Genomic DNA, 19313 nt, shown 5'->3' with positions numbered 1-19313 from the left:
TCGAATCGTGCATACCCTTCAGAACACTGCGCTTGACGGCAGCGGAGCACGTCGCCGTGCCGGCGTGCTGCATCCCACGCGTTCAATCCATGCAATGTAGTAGGGCCATTGGCCCAATGCGCAGCGGGCGTCGCACACGTCGTCGGCGCTTCGTATTGAAGAAGTCGTTCGCGGGCAGATTGACTAAATTTCCAGGCATGAAAACCCATGCCACCCATCCAACTGCGTTCCGCACAAACTCGCCTTACGCTCATGCCGAAAAGCCCGGGCTAACGGAGGATCAGGTAGCAGCCAGCAGCAGCGGCACGCATCAACCGCTTGGACGGCCGCCTAGAAAACGGCAGAGGATAGAATCGGATGACCCAGGGGCCTCGACGCGCGACAGGCAGCCCTTTACGGCAAACGCCTTAAAGAAAGAGGAAATCGATGCCAGCGAAGGCGCATGGGACAGGCGCGTTCGGCAGTGGCAGCCGGCTGCCGTCAAAAACGCGCGCATCAAAACCGAGCGGTATCCGGACAGGGTGACCGCTGACGTCGGCGCGTCGTCAGCGCAGCATCGACCACAACGATCGTCGCAGCATGGTGGGGAGGTAAAAGCATCTCTTCGACCGCGCGAACAACCCTCCGAATGGTCCGCCAGAAAGCGACCGCGTGAAGAGCAGGCGCCCTCTCGGCAGTCAAAGCGGCCATTCCATGGCATGGGGCTGACCGAGGATCTGCGCAGGGCCGAACATCAGCTGGACTGGGCCGCAAGCAAACGGCTACAGGCACAGCGACTGCAACAGCAGCGACAGTTGAGCGAGCCCCACGGAATCGCTCGCAACCACAATGCGGGTCTGTGCGTGTCGATGGCATATGACAACGAGCTGGCGCCTCGCATGCGTGACGGGATGGCGTTGCCCTTCCTGGAAGAGAGTTTGCATGCGCAAGTCAACGCGAGTCGGCTCGACAAGTACCTCAAGCTGGTTGCCAATGCACAGCGCACCAGGGGGGCAACGCCCCGCGATCTTGATCGTTGCATCGAGCTTGCGGCGCAGTACCTGTCCGGGACCGGATGGTTCGAAGGCGCATCGCTGGCGCAGCTGGCGCATATGGGCAACAAGCTGAGCAAGCACCCGAACCTGCCTGCATGCATGGAGGCAATCGCGTGGATCGCCGGAGAGCTCACCCAGGCCGACGATCTGGTGGGGCTGGGAGGCTACCCCTCAGTTCTGCTTCTGAACGCCTTCTCGAAGAATCTCGACAGCGGCCGGTGTGAACGCGCGGTGGCGCGTGTGGCACGTCATCTGTGGCGTGACGATCACGCCCGACAGGCTCTGAGTGCGCAGCACATCAGCCTGGCACTCAATGCCTTCAGCAAGTGGTCCGAAAACCCGGACTGCCAGGCGATGGCGCACCGGTTTGCCGCGCTTGTCGCCAGCGACTACCACCTGCGTTGCGCCATGGATGCCCAGAGCGTGGCGACCGCGCTCAACGCCCTGTGCAAATGGCCCGACGCGCCGGACTGCGGGAATGCCGTCAGCGCGCTCGCCGAGCGGTTGGCCGACGAGTCCAGATTGCGCAAGGAGCTGAAGCCGCAGGAACTGGGAAACGCACTCAACGCCCTGAGCAAATGGGCCGATACCCCGATCTGTGCGGCGGCCGCCAGTGCGCTGGCCGAACGGCTGGTGGACGATCCCCGGTTGTGCAAGGCCCTGGACCCCATCAACGTGACGCAAGCGCTCAACGCGCTGAGCAAATGGGCCGATATACCGGTGTGTCCGGTGTGTGCGGCCGCCGCCATCGCACTGGCCGAGCGGCTGGCCGACGACCCCGAGTTGCGCAAGGCTCTGAACGCGCGAGGCCTGTCCAACGCGCTCAACGCCCTGAGTAAATGGCCCGACAACGGGGTCTGTGCGGCCGCCGTCGGTGCGCTGGCAGGGCAGCTCGCCGACGATCCCCGGCTGCGCGAGGACCTGGACCGGCAAGGCGTGTCCAACGTGCTCAACGCGCTGAGCAAGTGGCCCGACACTCCCATCTGTGCAGCGGCCGCCAGTGCACTGGCCGAACGCCTGGTCGACGATCCCGAGTTGCGCAAGGATCTGGATCCGCAAGGCGTGGCCAACGCGCTCAACGCGCTGAGCAAATGGCCGGAGACACCGATCTGCGGGCAGGCCGTCAGTGCGCTGGCCGGGCGGCTGGCCCACGATCCCGAGCTGTGCAGGGCGCTGGACCCGATCAACGTGACCCAGGCGCTGGACACGCTGAGCAAATGGCCCGACACGCCGGTCTGTGCGGCCGCCGCCAAAGCGCTGGCCGGGCGGCTGGCCGACGAGAGCGAATTGCGTCATGCCCTCAAGCTGCAAGAAGTGGTCACCGCGCTCCATTCCCTGAGCAAATGGCCCGCCACGCCGGTCTGCGCGGAGGCAGCCTGCGCGCTGGTCGAGCGGTTGGTCGACGATCGCCAGTTGCGCAAGGCGCTGGACGCATACCAAGCTGTCACCACGCTCAAGGCCTTGAGTAAATGGCCTGACAAGCAGGTCTGTGCGGTTGCCGCCAGCGCGCTGGCCGGGCGGCTGGCCGACGAGCGTCGGCTGCGCACGGACCTGGACCGGCAAGGTGTGGTCATCGTGCTCAACGCATTGAGCAAGTGGCCGGACATTACGGTTTGTGCTGAGGCCGTCAACGCGCTGGCCGAGCGTCTGGTCGAAGAGCCCGACCTGCGCAACGCACTTGGCCCGGTCGACGTGACCAACGTCTTGAACGCCTTGATTAAATGGCCGGGCACCGAGGTCTGTGCGGAAGCTGCCCGCATGTTGGCAGGGCGCCTGGTCGGCGATCGCCAGTTACGCAAGGCCTTCAATGCACTGGACGTGGCCAACGCGTTGAATGCCTTGAGCAAATGGCCTGACACCCCGGTCTGTGCCGCTGCCGCCGGTGTGCTGGCCGAGCGGCTGGCCGCCGATCCCGGGTTACGCAAGGATCTCAATCCATTGGACGTGGCCAATGCGCTCAATGCCCTGAGCAAATGGCCCGGCACGCCGGTCTGTGCGGCCGCTGCCAGCGCATTGGCCGCACGGGTGGGCGCCGAACCCAGGTTGCGCAAGGCCTTCGACGCGCAGCAAGTGGCCACCGTGCTCAACGCCCTGTGCAAATGGCCCGACAACCAGGCCTGTGCGGCGGCCGCCAACACCTTGGCCGAGCGACTGAGACGCGAGCCCGACGTGCGCGACGTGCTCAAGCCGCGAGAAATGACCAACGCGCTTAACGCCCTGAGCAAATGGCCCGACACGCCGGCCTGTGCGGGCGCCGCCAGCGCGCTGGCCGCACGGGTGGCCCACGATCCCAGGTTGCGCGAGGCCTTCGACGTGCAGCAAGTGGCCACCGTGCTCAACGCCCTGAGCAGATGGCCCGACAACGCGGCCTGTGCGGCCGGCGGCGGCGCGCTGGCTGAGCGCTTGGCCGACGAACCCGCGTTACGCCACGCTCTGACCGCGCATGGCGTGGTCACCGTGCTCAACGCCCTGAGCAAGTGGCCCGACAACGCGGCCTGTGCGGCCGCCGCCAGTGCGCTGGCCGAGCGGCTGGTCGACAATCCGGAGTTGCGCAAGGCCCTGAGTCCGCATCGCATGGCCACTGCGCTCAACGCGCTGTGCAAATGGCCGGGCATGCCGGTCTGCGCAGCCGCTGCCAGCGCGCTGGCAGAGCGGCTGACCGACGATCCCGACCTGCGCAAGGCGCTGGACGCTTCCAGTCTGGCCCAAGTGCTCAATGCCCTGAGCAAATGGCCGGACGTGCCGGTCTGTGGCAAGGCGGTCAACGCGCTGGCCCAGCGATTGGTCGACGATCCCGAGCTGCGCAATGCGCTCGACCCGTTCGGGGTGGCCAATACGCTCAACGCCCTGAGCAAATGGCCCGAGATGCCGGTGTGTGCGGCTGCCGTCGCCGCGCTGGCCGCACGGCTGGCCGACGATCCCGGGTTGCGCAAGGATCTGTGCCCGCAAGGCGTTGGCAACGCACTCAACGCCCTGAGCAAATGGCCCGACGCGCCGGTCTGCGCTGCCGCCGCCAGCGCACTGGCCGAGCGGCTGACCAACGATGCCGGCTTGCGTCGCGCCTTCGACCCTATCAACGTGAGCCAAGCGCTCAATGCCCTGAGCAAATGGCCCGGCACGCCCGCCTGCGAGACCGCCATCGACGTCCTGGCGGCGACGCTGGCCGACGATCCCGATTTGCGCAAGGCCCTGGACCCGCAAGGCGTGGCCGTCGCGCTCAACGCACTGAGCAAATGTCTCGCCAGGCCGGTGTGCCGGTCGGCATTCGTGCTGGTCGCCGAGCGTGCAGGCTCGGCCGAGCTGCCCTGGCGGCAGTTCCAGATGCGGGGGATCGCGGTGGTGGCCAACGCGATGTCCCGCCTGCTGCCCCTGGACGATGAGGACGATGAGCAGTTCCAGACCCTGGGTGTCGCCAAGCTGCAGGCGATGGCCGGGCACCTGGATGTGCATCGCGAGCGGTTTGCGTCCGCGTCGGCCGCCGACATCGGTGTGCTCTTCAAGGCCCTTGCATCGGCGCGGCTGCAGCGCCAGATGCGTCCGCTGGGACAACCGGCGCTGGAGCGGGTGTCGATCCTGATCGGGGACGACGGATTACGCCAGACCAGCCTTGAGGGGATCGGCAGCCTCTGCATGGGACTGTTGCCGCTGATCCGCAGTCCGGAGTTGGCCCCTCGCCATCGGGGCCAGGCATTGCGCGTGTTCGATACGTTGCAGCCCATCGTCGCGCGCAAGATCGAGCTGTACCTGCGCGGCGACGGCGCGCGCGCGTCGGCCGACATCGAACAGCATGCCACGCGCTGCCCGGCGCTGACCTTCTACCAGGTGCTCAAGGCCTACGCGGTGGTGAGCCGGCAGTGGAAAGCGCGCCATCTGGACGGCCCGCGCAAGCAACTGCGCCAGCGCCGCGACGAACTGGTGAAGTGGGTGGACCTGACGCTGGCGCGCACGCGCGAGGCGATCGAGGCGGACCTGGGCGAGATGAGCTGGAACCTGATCGCGCAGATCGAGGCCGGCGACCGGATGTTCGACGCCCTGGACCTGCGCATGGCCAAGGACGCGCCGGCCATTACCCAGGCCCATCCACCCACCCGCTTCGACCTGGACAGTGGGCGCCTGAGCATGTCCACGGTTCCCGGCCGGCCGGTGGCGCCGGCGCCCGGCCGCGGCAGCACGACCCATGTGGTGGTCGATCTGGTGGGCAAGGAGCTGTCGACCAACCGGTCCGAATCGGACAAGCCGTATTCGCTGTTTGCACGCCTGACCGGGCTGCCACTGGTGGAGGTGCAATTGCCTGGTGAGCTATCGACCTTCATGCTGGCGCGGACGTTCAACTACAACGGCGAGCCCTGGCGCTTCGACATGTTCGGCGGCAGTCGCGCCGCGCGCAGCAAATCCGGTAGCAGCAGTCTGGTGATGTCTCACAGGAAGGAGTCGGCGTCGCTGTTGCCGGCGTTCCGCTATGCCGACACCGCCCCGGGCAGCAGCCTGATGCATCTGGCGGCCAAGCTCGCTCCGCAACGCGAGGACTGGTCGCGCATGCAGCGCTCGCTGCTGGAGATGGTGCCCAGCGACCATGTCGTGGAGGGCACGCTGCGACTGGGCGTATTCGATGACGTCGAGGGCCCTGCGCATCCGTTCAAGCCGTTGGCCGTGGATGGCACGGCCCTGGCGTTGTGCCCCAACGATGGCTGCGGCTTCCTGAAACTGGAGGTGGCCTTGGCCATTCCGGCCTTCCGCAAGCATTACGAGGCCTGGCACGCGGTGCAGGCGAACCAGGCCACCGAGGAGCAGCGCGAGCTGGTGGCCAAGGACAAGGGTCCTTCGCTGATGCCGGCGCAGGCGCTGCAGCATTACCCGCGCGATGCGGCGGCGCTGGAAGAGGCGCACGCGGCGCTGCAGGACCGGCTGCAGACACTGGAGCCGACAGGCGATGATCCGCTGTGGGTGTACAGGCCGCTCATCGGCGGTGGCTACCAGGGTCAGCGGGTGCGGGCGGTGCCGTCGGCCGACGACAAGGTGCATCTGCCGCAGCAGCGCAGCCAGGCCTTCGACGTCGCGGGCGGCCCTTTGCTGCTCGGCAAGCCTCCCTACGACAAGGAGAATCTGCTGCCGGTGCCGGAGCAGCGCATCGCCACCGTGGCCCAGGGCGATGCCACCGCCGCGTTCCTCTCCCAGTGCTTCGGCATCCAGTACAGCTACACCGGTTTCGATGATCGTTCCGGCGTCGATCCGCAGATGCTGCACAGCAAGGGCATGCTGGTGGTGGTGCCGGAGCAGCAGTGGCCGGCCGCGTTCAGCGACACCGACCTGGCCTGCTCCAAGGAAGATCTGAAGACGCTGTCGTGCTGGACAAACGGCCGTGACCGCGGTGCCTTGCCGCGCGATATCCTCAGCACCGGCAGCCTGCGGCTCAAGGACATCGTGGAGCCTGGGCGCCTGGGCGCACTGCCGATCGACGAGTTGCGCAAACGCGACATGGACACCGATGGCGACGACGCCTTCATCTACGCAGGCTATCCCAAGCTGGCTGCGCTGATTTCGCGGGTGATGGATCGCAAGGCCAGGCTCGGTCGGCAAAAGTCCTTCAAGCCGCCGAAGACGGCCACGCCGGCCATCGATCCGGTGACCGGTCACTACCAGCCCGGGCGGCTGGCCGAGATCATGGCCCTCAAGCGCGGTCAGCGCATCACCTCGGCGGCCGCCACGCTGGCGGCGCGCTTCATGGGGCAGCCGAACGAACTGCGCGAAGCGATGGCGCGCGACATGATGTTCGGCACCTACGATGGCATCGAGCGCGGCTTGCGCAACGGTTTGCGCGAGCTGCTCGAAGAGCCGGTCCGCGATCCGGTGGTGTTGGCCACGCTGCGCGTGCAGGCGCGCGAGGCGATCGAACGCGCCCACCTGCCCGAGGCGCGTGAAGCTGCCGAGTTGCTGCACGCGCAGCTGCTTGCGCTTGAGACGGACCCGGCCGCCGACAGCGACGCCCCGGCGTTGCCCGACGCCCTGGCGGAGGCGTTTCCCGGCCTGGCCAAGGCCTACGACGCCGCTTCTGGCGTGGATGCGCGCATCCACGCCATCCTGGACAACTACCCGGTGTGCCGGCTGTCGCATGCGCAGTTCCCGGACGGGCAACCCGGGCTCGTCCCCGGCGAGCCGGAACTGACCATGCGCAACCTGTTCACCATCGCGATCAAGGTCGGCACCGATGCGCTGAAGTCCGACACCGGCACGGCGCTGTTCGCCAAGATCGTGGAGGCCTGCGAACGGGCCGAGCGGGGCTTCGCCGAGCGGGTCCGCAACGTGCCCTACAGCAGGGCAACCGCCCGGGCCATGCAGGACGGGCGCTTCGATCCCGAACAGACCAAGCTGCTGCTGCAGCGCATGCCGTCGATGGCCGCCGGCGTCATGGAAGACGCGCTCGAGGCACTACAGCAGGCCGGCTGGATCGCCCGGTCGCAGCCGCCGGCCGAGCGTCTGCGCGACGTGCAGCCGCAGGACATTGCGCTCAAGGCACAGGCCTTGCTCAGGCGCGCTCGCCAGATGGAGCCGCAGGTCACCGACATGCTGCAGAACATCGCCGCGCGCCATGGTGGGCAACTGGCCGGCACGCAGCATCAACTGAAGTCCTACGGCTCGTTGCAGGACAAGCTCAAGCAGCGGATGGCGCTGAAGAAGCAGCCGTTGGACGAGGCGGCAGCCAGCGTCAACGACGCGCTGCGCTACAGCGTGGTGCTGGAACCGCAGGGCTTTACCGCCGGCCTGCGCGCCGTGCTGGCCGCACTGGACGATCAGGGCCATGCACGGGTCAAGCTGACCAATCAATTTACTGAATACCCGCCAGTCTTCAAGGCCATCAATGTCACGCTGCGCAGCCCTGAGGGTGCGCTATGGGAGATCCAGTTCCACACCCCGGAGACCTTCGCGCTGAAGGAGCGCTTCCACGATCTGTACAAGCACGCCCATGCGCTGGCGCTTGGCGGCGCATCGCGGGCCGAGCAGCGCAAGCTACAGGCGCCTGCGCTGGAGGCCTTCAAGCGTGTGGCCTCGCCGCCGGGGTGCGAGGAGATCGACGACTGGCAGGAAGAGACCGTGCCGGCGCTGGCAAGCGCGACGCCGACGCCCGGCTCCGAACAGACCCCCGTCAATACAGGCGCATCGCCGGCACACAGCGTGTTCCATGCCGCCACACGCAAGCAGGCGTCGCTGACGCCGGTGCTCGACACGCTGGCCGACGGCTTGGGCGCGCGGCTCTGGGGCAACGTGCGCTACAACGCCAGCCAGGGCCGGATCGAGCAGGTGCAACACGACCCGTTCCAGAAATCGGTCGCCTCGATCAAGGACAAGATCCGGCGCCATCAGCGCGCCGGCATGACAACAGAACAGGCCACGCAACGCGTGGGCGATGCGCTGCGCTATGCGCTTGAGTTGCCGTCCGAGGGTTTCGTGGCGAAGGTGCAGGCGGCCCAGGACGCACTGCGTCGGCACGGGATGACGTGCGTGAAGCTGCAGAATTACTTTACCTCGGGAGATGGCACCTACCGGGGCATCAATGCCAGCTTCACCGATGCCGAGGGCTACGCGTTCGAAGTGCAGTTCCACACGGCCGAGAGCTTCAACGCCAAGGCGCAAACGCATCTGTCCTACAAGCGGATGCAGTTGGCGCAGACACGCCTCGAGAAGGAGCGGCAAAAACCCCGGCCCGATCCGGTCAGGCAGGCAAAACTGACGCAGGAAATCGCAGGGCACAGACAGGCGATGCACGAGATGACGGCCAGGGTGAGCAAGCCCGCCCACATCGAGCGCCTCGGAGGCCGCGTATGAGCACCCATCAACGCGCAAGACCTGGCGAATCTGCGGCTCTCAAGCCGGTTTAGCTGTGCGCCGGACGATATCTCCGCCCTCAAGGCATGAGCGCCGAGTGCCACTGGGGCGGGAATCACGCGCGTGCGGCTCGCAGGCGCGGGCGAACGCGTCGATCGCCATCATGGCGATCGACCGCGACGTGCGCGAGACCGGCATGCACTCCGGAGGCGTTGCTGCATGCATGCCACGCAACCGTGCACCTGAGCGAACACGAGCACCCGGCAGGGATCGGTCCTGCCGCCAGCACAGCAGTTTTCAACCGAATCCCACTGCCCTCGACCCCTCGCCGCGTCGAAGGTCCCTACGGATCATGCGCGCGCAAGCGGCGTGGTCGTCAGAACGAAGGAGGCGTCTATTCCCGCGGCGGCAACACCGACAGCACTTCTTCGATGGTGGTCAGCCCGGCGGCGACCTTCTCCAGGCCGGTGCGGCGCAACGTGCGCAGGCCTTCGCCGCGGGCAGCCTGGCTGAAGCTGGCAAGCTCCGTGTCGGGGCGGATGAGGGTACGCAGGCGCGGGCTGACCGGCAGCAGTTCGTACAGGCCCACCCGGCCCAGGTAACCGGTGCGGCGGCATTCCAGGCAACCGACCGGTGCGTGCACGTTGAGCGGTTCCGGCAGCGCTTCGCCGGGCTCGCGGATGGCCGCCCAGTCGGCGTCGCTGAGCGTATGCGGGCGCTTGCAGTGCACGCACAACGTGCGCACCAGCCGCTGCGCCAGCACGCCGTTGAGGGTGGAGGCCACCAGGTAATGCGGCACGCCCAGGTCGAGCAGACGGGTGATGGCCGAAGCGGCATCGTTGGTGTGCAGCGTGGACAGCACCAGATGCCCGGTGAGCGAGGCCTGCACCGCCATCTGCGCGGTTTCCAGGTCGCGGATTTCGCCGATCATGATGATGTCCGGGTCCTGGCGCAGCAGCGTGCGCACGCCGCTGGCGAAATCCAGGTCGATGTTCTGCTGCACCTGCATCTGGTTGAATTCCGGCGCGATCATCTCGATCGGGTCTTCCACGCTGCACACGTTCACGTCCGGCGTGGCCAGCCGCTTGAGCGTGGAATACAGCGTGGTGGTCTTGCCCGAGCCGGTGGGGCCGGTGACCAGCACGATGCCGTGCGGGCGCTCGACCAGCGCGCTCCAGCCGGCGGCCTCTTCCGGACTGAAGCCGAGCTGCTCGATGCTCTTGAACGCCGAATCCGGGTCGAAGATGCGCATCACGCATTTCTCGCCGAACGCGGTGGGCATCGTGGACAGGCGCATTTCCACCTCGCGCCCGCCCGGCGAGCGGGTCTTGATGCGGCCATCCTGCGGGCGACGGCGTTCGGCCAGATCCATGCGCCCGAGCACCTTGATGCGGCTGACCACCGCCGTCATCACCGACGGCGGCACTTCCAGCACCTTGTGCAGCACGCCATCGATGCGGAAGCGCATGCGTCCGGCCTCGCGCCGCGGTTCCAGATGGATGTCGCTGGCGCGCTGTTCGTAGGCGTACTGCAGCAGCCAGTCGACAATGTGCACGATGTGGTGGTCGTCGGCATTGACGTCGCCGGCGCGGCCCAGTTCCACCAGTTGCTCGAAGCTGGGCAGGCCGGCGTTGGGTTCGGTGCTGCGCGCATCGCTGCGCGCGCCGCGTACCGACTGGGTGACACCGAAGAACTCCATCGTGTAGCGATGCAGATCCAGCGGGTTGATCAGCGCCAGCTCGATGCGGCGCCGGCTCAGGTGTTGCACGTCGGCCAGCCAGTCCAGCGCCAACGGCTCGCTGGTGGCGATCAGCACGCGCTCGGCATCCAACGCCAGCGGCAGGATGCGGTGGCGGCGCGCGTAGGCGTGCGAGACCACGCCGGTGACGGCGGCCACATCGATGCGGGTGGGGTCGATGCGCAGATAGCGCAGCCCGGTGCGGGTGGCCAGCCATTCGGTGAGCCGTTCCAGGCCCAGCTCGCCGGCCGGCGGCTGCGCGGCGTGCAATTTCAGATTGGCCAGCAGCACCAGCGGATGCACATCGCTGGCGGTGCGCGCGCCGCTGGCGGAGAACTGCACGCGCTCGTGTTCGTGCGGTACCACCATGCCGTCGGCCAGCAGGGCCGCGGCCACCGGGTCGAACATCAGCCGGCCGCGCGGCAGCAGTGCCACGGCGTTATCCGGGTCGGCGGTACGCCGCTGTTCCATGCGTGTTTTCCCCAGCAGCGGTGCTGCGCGGCAAAGCGCCGCGGGTCGGCCGGTATACTAGCGCACCCCTTCCGTACGGCCTTTGCTGCATGTCCGATTCCCGGCGCGTTCCAATCACTTTCCAGGGCCTGATCCAGACCCTCAACCAGTACTGGGCCGAGCAAGGCTGCGTGCTGATCCAGCCGCTGGACCTGGAAGTGGGCGCGGGCACGTTCCATCCGGCCACGTTCCTGCGCGCGCTGGGGCCCGAGCCGTGGAATGCGGCGTACGTGCAGCCTTCGCGCCGTCCCACCGATGGCCGCTATGGCGAAAATCCCAATCGCCTGCAGCGTTATTACCAGTACCAGGTGGCGATGAAGCCCAACCCGGACAACATCCAGGACCTGTACCTGGGCTCGTTGCAGGCGCTGGGCATCGACCCGTTGGTGCACGACCTGCGCTTTGTCGAAGACAACTGGGAATCGCCCACGCTCGGCGCCTGGGGCCTGGGCTGGGAAGTCTGGCTCAACGGCATGGAAGTGACCCAATTCACCTACTTCCAGCAGGCCGGCGGGCTCGAGTGCAAGCCGGTGCTGGGCGAGATCACCTACGGCCTGGAACGGCTGTGCATGTATCTGCAGAGCTGCGACAACGTCTACGAGCTGGTGTGGACCTACGGCCCGGACGGCGCCGCGGTGACGTATGGCGATGTGTACCACCAGAACGAGGTGGAGCAGAGCACCTACAACTTCGAACACGCCAATGTGGCCGAGCTGTTCCATCGCTTCGACGCCTGCGAAGCCGAAGCCAGGCATCTGGTCGAGGTCGGCCTGCCGCTGCCGGCGTACGAGCAGGTCACCAAGGCCAGCCACGCTTTCAACCTGCTGGATGCGCGCCGCGCGATCAGCGTGACCGAACGCCAGCGCTACATCCTGCGCGTGCGCGCGCTGGCCCAGGGCGTGGCGCAGGCGTACTACGCCCAACGCGAGAAGCTGGGATTTCCTGGTGTGAAGAAATAACCGAGAGCCCCTCTCCCACCGGGAGAGGGGGTGGGGTGAGGGTCGGGGCGTAGCCCTCATGCACCCAACCTCCACAGGGCTTCGCCCGTCCCCTCATCCGCCTCTGCGGGGCACCTTCTCCCCCATGAAGGGGGACAATGTCCCGCAGGGAGAAGGGACTAGCGAGCCCCTCTCCCCTCGGGAGAGGGGTTGGGGTGAGGGGACGAGGCGCAGCCCTCATGCACCCAACCTTCCACAGAGCTTCGCCCGTCCCCTCATCCGCCCCTTCGGGGCACCTTCTCCCGCAGGGAGAAGGGACTACGCAAAGGTCCATGTCATATGAGCGAACAACTTCCCCTGCTGATCGAACTGGGCACCGAAGAGCTGCCGGTCAAGGCGCTGCCGGGTCTGGCGCAGGCCTTTTTCGATGGCGTGCTGAGCGGCCTGGAAAAGCGCGGCGTTGCCGTCACCCGCGGCGATGCCAAGCCGCTGTCTACCCCACGCCGTCTGGCGGTGCTGCTGCCGGGCGTGGCCACCGAGCAGCCGGAGCAGCGCTCGGAAGTGCTGGGGCCGTATCTCAACATCGCCCTCGACGCCGAAGGCCAACCGACCAAGGCATTGGCCGGTTTCGCCGCCAAGGCCGGTATCGACTGGACCGCGCTGGAACGCACCAGCGACGCCAAGGGCGAGCGTTTCGTGCATCGCGCAGTGACGCCGGGCGCGCGCACGGCCGACTTGTTGTCGGAGATCTTGCGCGAGGCCATCGCCGCGATGCCCATCCCCAAGCCGATGCGCTGGGGCGCGCACGAGTACGCCTTCGCACGGCCGGTGCAATGGTTGGTGCTGTTGTTCGGCAGCGAGGTGATTCCGGCCGAGTTGCTGGGCGTACGCGGCGACCGCATCACGCGCGGGCACCGCTTCATGCATGAGGGCGCAGTGTCGCTGGCGGCACCCGGCGACTACGTCGATGCGCTGCGCGCGGCGCACGTGCTGGTGGATCCGGACGCGCGCCGTGCCCGCATCGTCGACGAAGTGCAGGCGGCCGCCAGGCAGGCCGGCGGCAGCGCACGCATCAGCGACGACAACCTGGAGCAGGTGGTCAACCTGGTCGAATGGCCGGCGGCGGTGCTGTGCAGTTTCGAACGCGATTTCCTGGCGGTGCCGCAGGAAGCGCTGATCGAAACCATGGAGATCAACCAGAAATTCTTCCCGGTGCTGGACGACGGCGGCACCTTGACCGAGCAGTTCATCGGCATCGCCAACATCCACTCCAAGGACGTGGCCGAAGTGGCCAAGGGCTACGAGCGCGTGATCCGTCCGCGCTTTGCCGACGCCAAGTTCTTCTTCGACGAAGACCTCAAGCAGGGCCTGCAGGCGATGGGCGAAGGCCTGTCCAGCGTCACGTATCAGGCCAAGCTGGGCAGCGTGGCCGACAAGGTCGCGCGCGTGGCGGCGCTGGCCGAGGCGATTGCACCGCAGGTCGGTGCCGACCCGGCGCAGGCACGGCGTGCTGCGGAATTGGCCAAGAACGACCTGCAATCGCGCATGGTCAACGAATTCCCGGAATTGCAGGGCATTGCCGGCCGCCATTACGCCAAGGCCGCCGGCGAACCGAGCGAGATTTCGCTGGCCATCGACGAGGCCTACCAACCGCGTTTTGCCGGCGACGACATCGCACTGTCGCCGCTGGGCAAGGTGCTGGCGATTGCAGAACGGCTGGATACCTTGGCCGGTGGCTTTGCGGCCGGGTTGAAGCCGACCGGCAACAAGGACCCGTTCGCGCTGCGGCGCAATGCGTTGGGGTTGGCGCGGACGGTGATTGAGAGTGGGTTTGATCTGGATTTGAAGGCGACGCTGGTGGCTGCGGTCAAGTTGCTGCCGTGGGATCGCCTTGTCAGAAAAGCCAAGCTAACCAGCGAAGAAACGATTTCCGATATCGACACCACGCAGTACGCGCAGCTTGCCCAAGAAATCTTCGACTTCATCCTCGACCGCCTACGCGGCTATTACGCCGACAAGGGCGTACCTGCAACGCATTTCAACGCGGTCGCCGCATTGTTCTCCGTCACGTCCGAAGCCGTGCCGACACCGACCAGCGTAGGAGCGCACCCGGGCGCGACCCACGGATCGCTCTACGACTTCGACCGCCGCATCGATGCCATCGGCATCTTCGCCACGTTGCCCGAAGCCGACGCGTTGGCCGCGGCGAACAAGCGCATCCGCAATATCCTGCGCAAGGTCGAGGGCGAGATCCCCGGCGACATCGACACCAGCCTGCTGCGCGAACCGGCCGAACAAGCGCTCGCCGAAGCGGTGGAAGCGGCCATCGGCGACACCGGCGATGCCTTGCATCGTCACGACTATGTCGCCGTGCTCGCACGCCTGGCACGCCTGCGTCCGCAGGTGGATGCGTTCTTCGACGGCGTGATGGTCAACGCCGACGACCCGCAGCTACGTGCCAACCGGCTCGCACTGCTGAAGAAGCTCGGCGACCGCCTCGGCAGCGTCGCCGCCATCGAGCATCTGTCCAGCTGATGTCCAGGTCGGCGGGCGCGCTGCACTGGCAGGCCGCCCAGGCCGCGTTGGCGCGGCGCGACCTGGGCGTGGCAGCGTCTGCATTGCAGGCGCTGCTGGAGGTGGAACCGACGCATGTGGCTGCACGCGTGCTGCTGGCCGGCACCGTGTTGGCCAACGGCCGCATGCGCGAGGCCGTGACGCAACTCCAGCTGGCCGCTCGCGATGTGGGCGACGATGTGGCGATGCGTTGCCGTGTGGCGCAGGCCTTGTTGCGCGTGGGCGAACATCGCGTGCTGCACGCGCTGCTGCGGCATCCCTCGGTGACGCAGTGCCGCGACGGCGCGACCTTGGCTTTGCTTGCACACGTGCACCAGTCCTTGGGCGAACACGTCGAGGCACTGGCGATGATGCAGCGCGCACAGGCGTGCGGATTCGATGGTCCGGACTTCCGTTTTTTTCTTGCGGTGCAACTGCAGTTCAATGGGCGCCTGGATGAGGCGGCGCAGGCGCTGGAGCAGACCCTGGCGCTGTCGCCCGGCTACGGCCGTGCAGCGCTCGCGCGTGCGCGACTGCGCCGTCAGACCACCGGCAGCAACCATGTCGCGCAATTACGTCAGCAATTGCAGCTCGCCAAACCCGACAGTGAAGATCGTGCCGGGCTGGCCTTCGCGTTGTACAAGGAGCTGGAGGACCTGGGCGACACCGCTGCCGCCTGGGACGCGCTGCAGCACGGCAATGCAGTGATGCATGCACGTCTGCGCCACGATGCCGATGCCGAGGCAGCGCTGTACGCGCAACTGGGTGACCTGGCTGCGCGGGGCGTGTTCGCAGCGCAAGGCACCGGTGCCGTACAAGGTCCGCAGCCGATCTTCGTGCTCGGCCTGCCGCGCTCGGGCACCACGGTGCTGGAGCGCATGCTGGGCAATCATTCGCAGGTCGTTTCGGCCGGCGAATTGAACGACTTCGGTCATCAGTTGCGTTGGGGCGCCGATCAGGCCGGGCGCAGTCTGCTGGACGCGCCGCTGTTGCAGGCGCTGCCCACGCTGGATTATGCGCAGATTGGCGCGCGGTATCTGCAACAAACGCAGTGGCGTGCCGGATCGGCGCGCTGGTATATCGATAAATTGCCGGCCAATGCGGTGGCGATCGGCGCGATTGCGCGCGCACTGCCGGGTGCACTGATCGTGCACCTGGTGCGTGAGCCGATGGCGGTATGTTTTTCCAATTACCGCGTGCTGTTCGGCGATTCGTATGCCTACAGTTACGACCTGCACACACTGGCGCGTCACTATCGGGCGTATCACGGCTTGATGGCGCAATGGCGCGCTGCCTTGCCGGGCCGGGTGATCGATGTGGACTACGCGCAGATGGTGCGCGATCCATCCACGGTGCTGCAGCAGTTGATGGCACATTGCGGGCTGGACATCGAGCCGGGGCAGATCGACATCACGCGCAATGCCGCAGCGTCGGCCACGCTGAGCAGCGTGCAGGTGCGCGAGGGCGTGCACAGCCGCAATTTGGAGGAATGGCGCCGCTATGCAGTCCAGCTGGAGCCTTTGCGGCAGGCGTTGTGGCAGGCGGGTCTGCTCGATGCTGGCGTGCATTGACAGCAGCCATTAGGTCTTGGGCGGCGCACCAGACGCGCTGCGAGCACGTTTCATCGGCCTCCAGTTCGATACGCGCCGAAGCAGTCGCCCCGATGGACAGCGGTTGCGCCAGCCGGGTCTGCTTGCGCAACGCCATCACTGCATGCTCTGGCATGCAGGCGAGCAACAGTGCCGCAGCTGCGTCACAAGCCCAAAAACGCCGGCGGCAGCCGTATTGGCTGCCGCCGGCGGTGCGCATGCACAGTGCAGTGAATCAGTGCGCGCCGAAGCGCCAGTTCAATTCCAGCATGTAGGAACGGCCGTAGCCGGTGTAGTTGAAGATGTTGTAGTACGGGTAGCTGGTATAGGTGCGGTCACGCGGCGGGCGGGTATTGGCGAGATTGTTGACCGTTGCCGTCAGCGAGATATCGTCGCTGATCGCGTAGTCCAGCGTTGCATTGAACGTGGTCCACGCGCCGATCTTGCGTGCTCCTTCCACTGCGTAGCCGTCGGTACTCTGCTGCGACAGAAGGTTCGGGGTGCGGCCGTAACGCTGGCCGAACAAGGTGGTCGTCCACGCATCCTTCTGCCAGGTGACCGAGGCATTGGTGATGCTGTGGAACTCGGTTGAGAAGAAGGGCTCATTGAGCAGGTCGCGTACCGGGTCCTGCGGGAACTGCTGGCTTTCGTGTTTGAGGGTCAGGTTGTACTGCGCGTCGAACACGAACAGGCCCCAGGATTCGGTCGCCAGGTTGTACGTCGCCTTGCTGAGCACACCGGAGATTTCCTCGTTGGAAATATTCACCGGATTGATGCGGATGCTACTCAGGCGATTGGGCACCGGTGCATCGGGCCCGGTGCGATCGATCCGCGAAAGCGCGTCCACGCAGGTAGGCGAATTGATGTCCAGGCTGCCCAGGCGGCACGCCGATTCGGTCTGCAGCAGATTGTCGGTGCTCAGATCGCTGACCTTCTGGTCGATCTTGATGTTGTAGTAGTCGGCATTGACGCTGAAGCGTGCACTTGGCGACCACACCACGCCGGCGCCCCAGGACTTGGCCGTGATCGACTTCAGGTCGCGATTGCCGGCGCGGCGTCCTGAAATCGTGGTGCCAGCGTAGGTGCAATCGGCGATCGGCACGCCTGGTTCTTCCACCGCGCAACGGTAGTAATCGTTGACGCCCTGGAAGAAGCCGCTGTCGCCGGCAAAGCTGAAGGCCATGTCCGGCGCCTTGAAGGCGGTGGCGTAGTTGCCGCGAAACAGCAGCGAGTCGATCGGGCGGAATTCTAGTGCCGCCTTGTAGGTGAATTTGGAATCCCCACCGCCTCCCTGGTTCTTGTAGTCGTCGTAGCGACCAGACAGGTTGGCGGTCAACGTGCTCAGGATCGGGATCCGCGTTTCGAAGGCGGCCGCCCAGTTGTCGCGCTTGCCGCTGCCTTGGGTGCCGGTCAGCTGATAGAAGTCGCCGGCGATGACACGCGGGTCGGTCGGGTTGGTCCAGTACTGATTGCCTGCCTGCAACACGCCGGCGATGCCAACAGCGCCGGCCGGCAGGTTGAACAGCTCGGTGTTGGTCAGCTGCAGGTTGACGTTCTGGGTCCAGGTTCTGGACTTGGTACGGATTTCGTCGTTGAAGCTGCGGTACTGCGCCGGCGTCAACGCGCGATAGAAGTTGGCATCGTTGGGCGAGTAGATCGGGTAGCCGTAGTACTCGCCTTGCGGTGCACCGAGGAATTGTTCGCGGAAGAAGTCTTCGATGCGATCGGCCAGCGGCCATTGCTGGCGGCTGTCGATGCGGTATTCCGAACGGGCGTAATAGGCATCGTAGGTCCAGTTGCTGGCGCCCAGGCCGCCCTTCAGGCCAATTGCGATGTTGTAGGAATCGGCGGTCTGGCGCTGATTGTTGAAATTCAGATTGCCGGTTTCTTCCGGCGCAAAGATGCGCTGATAGCTTTCCAGCTGCTGGCTGTCCTGGTTGTAGAACAGACCGCCGGTGTCAGAAGAGGCCTGCCAGAACTGCGAGCCACTGTTGACTTCGACCTTGGTGCGGTTGAGCAGCAGGGTCGAATACAGCTCGGCGTTGTCGTTGAATGCATAGCTCAGGTTGGCATAGCCGCTGGCGCTGCGCTCCTTGTTGAGGATGCTGGCATAGCCAGGCTCGGCACGGCTGCTGCAGAAATTGCCACGGTTGGCACGGTTGTCGTATTGCACCGAACCGTTGAACAGCGCGCCCAGCGCGGCGCAGTTGTCGGCACCGGGGTCGATGTAGGTGCGCGGTGTGTTGTGCAGCGCGATGCGCGAGCCGTAGCGCAGGGTCGGGTCCGGGTTGTCGTTGGTGGAATCGAAATCGCGCCGCTGAAAACCGTAGATCGGGTCCTGATTATTGAGCTGCAGCCCCCACACGATATTGGCGCCGCCGATCTCGTTGCCGCCGGTGAGCTGAAAGCGCTGGTTGTTGCCGCCGCCACCATCGTAGGTGCCCATGCGGTAGTTCATCTGCACGCCGTCCATGCGCTTTTTCAGGATGATGTTGACCACCCCGGCGATGGCGCTGGAACCGTAGATCGAGGACTGGTTGCCGGGTGCCACGTCGATACGCTCGACCATGCCGACCGGCACGCTGGCCAGATCGACGAAGTTGCTTTGGCCGTTATAGAGCAGCGGGTAGTCGGCCATGGGCCGGCCATCGATGAGCACCAGGGTGAAGCCCGGGTCCAGTCCGAGCAGGCTCAACGACTTGGCGCCCGGAGTAAAGCCGCCGCTGAACTGACCGTCCTGCACGGAGCCAGTGGCCATCGGCTGCGAGCGCAGCACGTCGTAGACGTCCTTGAAGCCGCGGCGCTGGATGTCCTGGGCAGTGATCGAAAACACCGGGGTCGCGGTTTCGATCTGGGAGCGGGGGATCAACGAACCTGTCACGGTGACCTTGTCCAACTGGGTCACGTCACCTTGCTCCTCTGCCATCGCAAGCGATGGCATCGTCAGGGCGGTGCATACGGCGGTAACCAGCAAACGACGCTTCATGAAACGGACCTCTCTCTCAAGGTGTAAACGGGCGAGCAGCAATTGGGGGGCCGCTCGCAATCGATGCCAACGAAACGTTAACAACACGCCGACTGTAACCACTTCACTCGGCCCCCGTATAGTCGCGCTTGCCTAGATTTTTTG

Annotated in this window: 6 protein-coding genes; 4 read left to right on the top strand and 2 right to left on the bottom strand. The window is 66.0% G+C overall.

Annotated features, from left to right (window positions below):
- The first annotated feature begins 197 nt into the window (after positions 1-197).
- Positions 198-8855, top strand: a complete 8658-nt coding sequence (gene xopAD / locus ACDH77_RS19770; protein WP_372353620.1) for a XopAD/skwp family type III secretion system effector — start codon at positions 198-200, stop codon at positions 8853-8855.
- A gap of 394 nt (positions 8856-9249) precedes the next feature.
- On the opposite strand, the gene ACDH77_RS19765 is transcribed toward xopAD, so the two are convergent.
- Positions 9250-11064 carry a GspE/PulE family protein gene (locus ACDH77_RS19765; protein WP_372353619.1) on the bottom strand — a complete coding sequence of 605 codons (1815 nt, stop codon included), beginning with the start codon at positions 11062-11064 and terminating at the stop codon, positions 9250-9252.
- Positions 11065-11153: 89 nt separating this feature from the next.
- Here ACDH77_RS19765 and glyQ point away from each other — a divergent pair, with 89 nt between their 5' ends.
- The 3 genes from glyQ to ACDH77_RS19750 all read left to right on the top strand — a co-directional run bounded on the left by glyQ (position 11154) and on the right by ACDH77_RS19750 (position 16165).
- Positions 11154-12062: a glycine--tRNA ligase subunit alpha gene (glyQ, locus tag ACDH77_RS19760; RefSeq protein ID WP_008577775.1), complete on the top strand. Its 909-nt coding sequence runs from the start codon at positions 11154-11156 to the stop codon at positions 12060-12062.
- 318 nt (positions 12063-12380) lie between these two features.
- The gene (gene glyS / locus ACDH77_RS19755; protein ID WP_277574454.1) at positions 12381-14576 is read left to right on the top strand and encodes a glycine--tRNA ligase subunit beta; all 2196 of its coding nucleotides are present in this window, start codon (positions 12381-12383) and stop codon (positions 14574-14576) included.
- Positions 14576-16165, top strand: coding sequence for a sulfotransferase (locus ACDH77_RS19750; RefSeq protein ID WP_372353618.1), 1590 nt, complete (start codon positions 14576-14578; stop codon positions 16163-16165). The genes glyS and ACDH77_RS19750 overlap by 1 nt, the downstream gene beginning before the upstream one ends.
- A 253-nt stretch (positions 16166-16418) precedes the next feature.
- On the opposite strand, the gene ACDH77_RS19745 is transcribed toward ACDH77_RS19750, so the two are convergent.
- Positions 16419-19109, bottom strand: coding sequence for a TonB-dependent siderophore receptor (locus ACDH77_RS19745; protein WP_031424896.1), 2691 nt, complete (start codon positions 19107-19109; stop codon positions 16419-16421).
- Positions 19110-19313 lie beyond the last annotated feature (204 nt).

It is taken from the genome of Xanthomonas axonopodis pv. maculifoliigardeniae, assembly GCF_041519315.1.
GTDB lineage: Bacteria > Pseudomonadota > Gammaproteobacteria > Xanthomonadales > Xanthomonadaceae > Xanthomonas > Xanthomonas euvesicatoria.
The sequence above is the reverse complement of the archived record's forward strand: the minus strand, read 5'-3'. Positions and strand labels throughout refer to the sequence as shown.